Source organism: Bradyrhizobium cenepequi (assembly GCF_020329485.1).
GTDB lineage: Bacteria > Pseudomonadota > Alphaproteobacteria > Rhizobiales > Xanthobacteraceae > Bradyrhizobium > Bradyrhizobium cenepequi.
Window position 1 is genome coordinate 1 of record NZ_JAGKJI010000118.1, and the last position, 3,369, is coordinate 3,369.

General features: G+C 61.5%; 3 protein-coding genes. All 3 read right to left on the bottom strand.

What is annotated here, in order from left to right; translation table 11 throughout:
• Positions 1–537 precede the first annotated feature (537 nt).
• Entirely contained in the window at positions 538–1,320 is a 783-nt protein-coding gene (locus J6497_RS40270) for a molybdopterin-binding protein (protein WP_225709685.1), read from the bottom strand.
• Between the two features lie 14 nt (positions 1,321–1,334).
• Complete coding sequence (locus tag J6497_RS40275; protein ID WP_225709686.1) at positions 1,335–1,964, bottom strand: cytochrome b/b6 domain-containing protein; 630 nt, start codon at positions 1,962–1,964, stop codon at positions 1,335–1,337.
• Between the two features lie 175 nt (positions 1,965–2,139).
• Positions 2,140–2,694 carry a fasciclin domain-containing protein gene (locus J6497_RS40280; RefSeq protein ID WP_225709687.1) on the bottom strand — a complete coding sequence of 185 codons (555 nt, stop codon included), beginning with the start codon at positions 2,692–2,694 and terminating at the stop codon, positions 2,140–2,142.
• Positions 2,695–3,369 lie beyond the last annotated feature (675 nt).

Below are 3,369 nucleotides of genomic sequence, written 5' to 3' on the forward strand. Positions count from 1 at the left end.
GCACCCGTGGGCCCCGTGCAACAAAAAGCTCGGGGGTAGGACCACAGGTCAACCGAAGCAACTCCGGCTTTCCCTGCGCAGTGGTTTACGGCTTACTTCGTGCTCTTCCCGGTGACCGGGCTTTCTTGCCACCGTCGCCTCTCGCGCAAACTTGCTTCGCGCAAAAAACTTAGCGCCAGCGTCGGGGCGCCAGAACCACACGACTTCGCCGTCCACGGATAGTCACGCTCGTCAGTCGCAACACCCGCGTCCACCGCATCTCACCGCACGTTCGTGACGATCGCGAGCCGCCCCTCATTTCGGGTGAGACGCGCGGAGTTAAATCACTGATTTGCCCGACGGGTTAAGCGATTTATTTTTCGCGCGAGGGCTGGACGACCCAAATCACGTTGGAATCGCGGACGAATTTTTCTCCGCCGTCATTCCGGGGCAATGCGACAGCATCGAGCCCGGAATCCATTCCACCGTCTGCACATGCGGCCCAATGGATTCCGGGCTCGCGACTTCGTCGCGCCCCGGAATGACAGAGCGAAGTGCTCAGCTTCCACTAAATGAATTGTAGCCCTGGTCTTCCCAGTAGCCGCCCTTGTAGTCGTTGGTGACTTCCATCGAGATCACGTATTTCGGGTTCTTGAAGCCGAGCTTGGTCGGCACGCGAATCTTCATCGGATAGCCGTAGGCGCGCGGCAGGATCTCGTCGGCGAATTTGAAGGTCATCTGGGTCTGCGGATGCAGCGCGGTCGGCATGTCCAGCGGCGAGTTGTAGCCGTCCTTGTCGGCGCACTGGAACCAGACATATTTCGCGCGCGTATCGGCGCCGACAAGCTTCAGGAAATCGCGCAGCGGCGTGCCGGTCCAGCTTCCGATCGCGCTCCAGCCCTCGACGCAGATATGGCGCGTGACCTGTTTGACCTGCGGCAGCTTGTAGAGCTCTTCCAGCGTCCACGGCTTCTTGTTCTCGACCAGGCCGCGCACCTCGAGCTTCCAGTCCTTGCCGTCGATCTCGGGCGCCTCGTCGACATCGTAGTAGCCGTTGAACGGAAACGGCTTTGTGATGGCGCTTTCCGGAAATGTCGGCGCCAGCGCGTTCGGATTGAAAATCCAGGCCTGCACCGCATCGTTGAATTTCGAAACCTGCGCCAGCATCGTTTCCGCCGAGGAACTGTCGAGGACATCGCAGCCGGTGAGCAGCGTCAGCGCCCCCAAGCTGGCGCCGCCGGTGATGAAGCGCCGGCGGGTCAGATCAGGCATCAGTTTCACGGCGTCCTTGACCAGGAGCTTCTTGTCGACGCCGGGGATCAGGAGCTTGCGACGCATCATCTATCTCCCTGGATCTAGCGGCCGATGACCATGGCGCGCAGGCTCTTCGGAACCAGGATGGCCAGCACGACGTGAACAGCGAGGAAGGCGACGATCAGCGCCATGCAGATGAAGTGGACGTAGCGCGCGACGTCGTAGCCGCCGAACAGTGCGGTCAGCCACTGCAACTGCACCGGTTTCCAGATCGACAGGCCCGACAGCACAATGAGAACGCCGACGACGATGATGCCGGCGTACAGCAGCTTCTGCACGTAATTGTACTTGGCAAGGTCGTCGTGCGAGAGCTTGAAGGTCAGCGCCGCCTTGGTATCCGAGACAACGCCAGCGGGCGTGATCGGCAACAACTTCCTGCGGAAGCGGCCGGTGACGAAGCCAAGGATGAGATAGACCAGGCCATTGACCATCAATAGCCACATCGCAGCAAAATGCCAGAGCAGCGCGCCGGCGAGCCAGCCGCCCAAGGTGATGCTGCGGGGGAACGTAAAGTTGAACAGCGGCGAGGCGTTATAGATCTGCCAGCCCGACATGATCATCAGGATCATCGCGACCGCGTTGATCCAGTGCACGATCCGCACCCAGGCGGGCTGGATCACCTTGGCTGCGCTGGCGGGGGCATGCTCGTTGCTCACTGCTAGGCTCGACATAGCTGTTTCCCTGCTCGGGTTTGTTACCGACTTATACGCCCGGATCGGGCGCCTTGTTACCGCGACGCCGGCTATCAATTCGATACTTACGGCGTATCGCGGTCACAAAAAAGCGAGCCGGGTTTCCCCCGGCTCGCTGGTCTCACGCTTCCTGTCCGGGGCTGAAACAGGCGCGTTACGAGGCCGGCATCAACACGGTGTCGATCACATGGATCACGCCGTTGGACTGATTGACGTTCGAGATCGTCACCGTCGACCAGTTGCCCTTGGCATCGCCGATCCAGACCTTGCCGTCCTGCTTCTTCACCGTCAGTTCCTCGCCTTCGACGGTCTTGAGCTTCTTGCCGTCGGCAAGGCTGGAGGCGTCATACTTCCCGGGCACGACGTGATAGGTCAGGATTTTGGTCAGCGTCGCCTTGTTCTCCGGCTTGACCAGGGTATCGACGGTGCCGGCCGGCAGTTTGCCGAACGCCATGTTGGTCGGCGCGAACACCGTGAACGGGCCCTTGCCTTCCAGCGTGCCCACGAGGCCAGCGGCCTTCACCGCGGCGACGAGGGTGGTGTGGTCCCTGGAATTGACCGCGTTCTGGATGATGTTCCTGGACGGGAACATCGCCGCGCCGCCGACCATCACGGTCTTTTCCTCGGCGCGAACCGGCGCCATCACGGTCGCGGTGAGCGCCAGCGCGCTAAACGCTGCGGCGGCGAGAAGTGCTGTACGTTTCAACATGGACAATCTCCCGTTTGGCTGAAACTGACCGGCGGAGCTGCCGCCGGGGATGAAAGGCAACGACGGTGCGGCTATTCGATTGCGCCGTCGTTGGCCGCAGCTACGGGAGGATTTGGGACGCGGTTTCGCGGGATAATTTATCGTGATGGCTGAAACTATCTGCAGGCGTGGCCGTGGGGTAGGCACACCCTCTCGCCCCTCATGGTGAGGAGCGCGCAGCGCGTCTCGAACCATGAGGCCCCGCCGGTGGCCTCGCCCTTCGAGACGGTCGCTGCGCGACCTCCTCAGGGTGAGGAGAAAGATTGGAATGCGCGGCATGCGTAGGCTGGGCAAAGCGACGTCTTGCGCCGTGGTCAACACAGGCGAAGTCGGAAGCGTGCCCACCCTCATATGGGGATTTGTGAGTCAAGGCCTTTCGATTGGCTTGAGTGAGGTTGGCACGGTGCGAGGGCGGCGCGCGGAGCCATGCGTAGCGCAGCGCGCCGACCGTGTTCCGGGCGAGGATTGGCTTCCGAAGATTTCTGCAGCTCACTGCATCACCTCATATCCGGTCGGACTGGTGTGGTCCGGACCCACATTCCGCATGCTTGCGGCGAGGAAGCCCTGAGGATGAGACCCATCTACAAAACGGCTGTTTGTTCGGCCCATGGGTGGCACGGTCATCATCCATCCCGC

Excerpts from the sequence above, each read along its gene's own strand:
- J6497_RS40270 (WP_225709685.1), bottom strand. The coding sequence starts at position 1,320 with ATGATGCGTCGCAAGCTCCTGATCCCCGGCGTCGACAAGAAGCTCCTG.
- J6497_RS40280 (WP_225709687.1), bottom strand. The coding sequence starts at position 2,694 with ATGTTGAAACGTACAGCACTTCTCGCCGCCGCAGCGTTTAGCGCGCTG.
- J6497_RS40275 (WP_225709686.1), bottom strand. The coding sequence starts at position 1,964 with ATGTCGAGCCTAGCAGTGAGCAACGAGCATGCCCCCGCCAGCGCAGCC.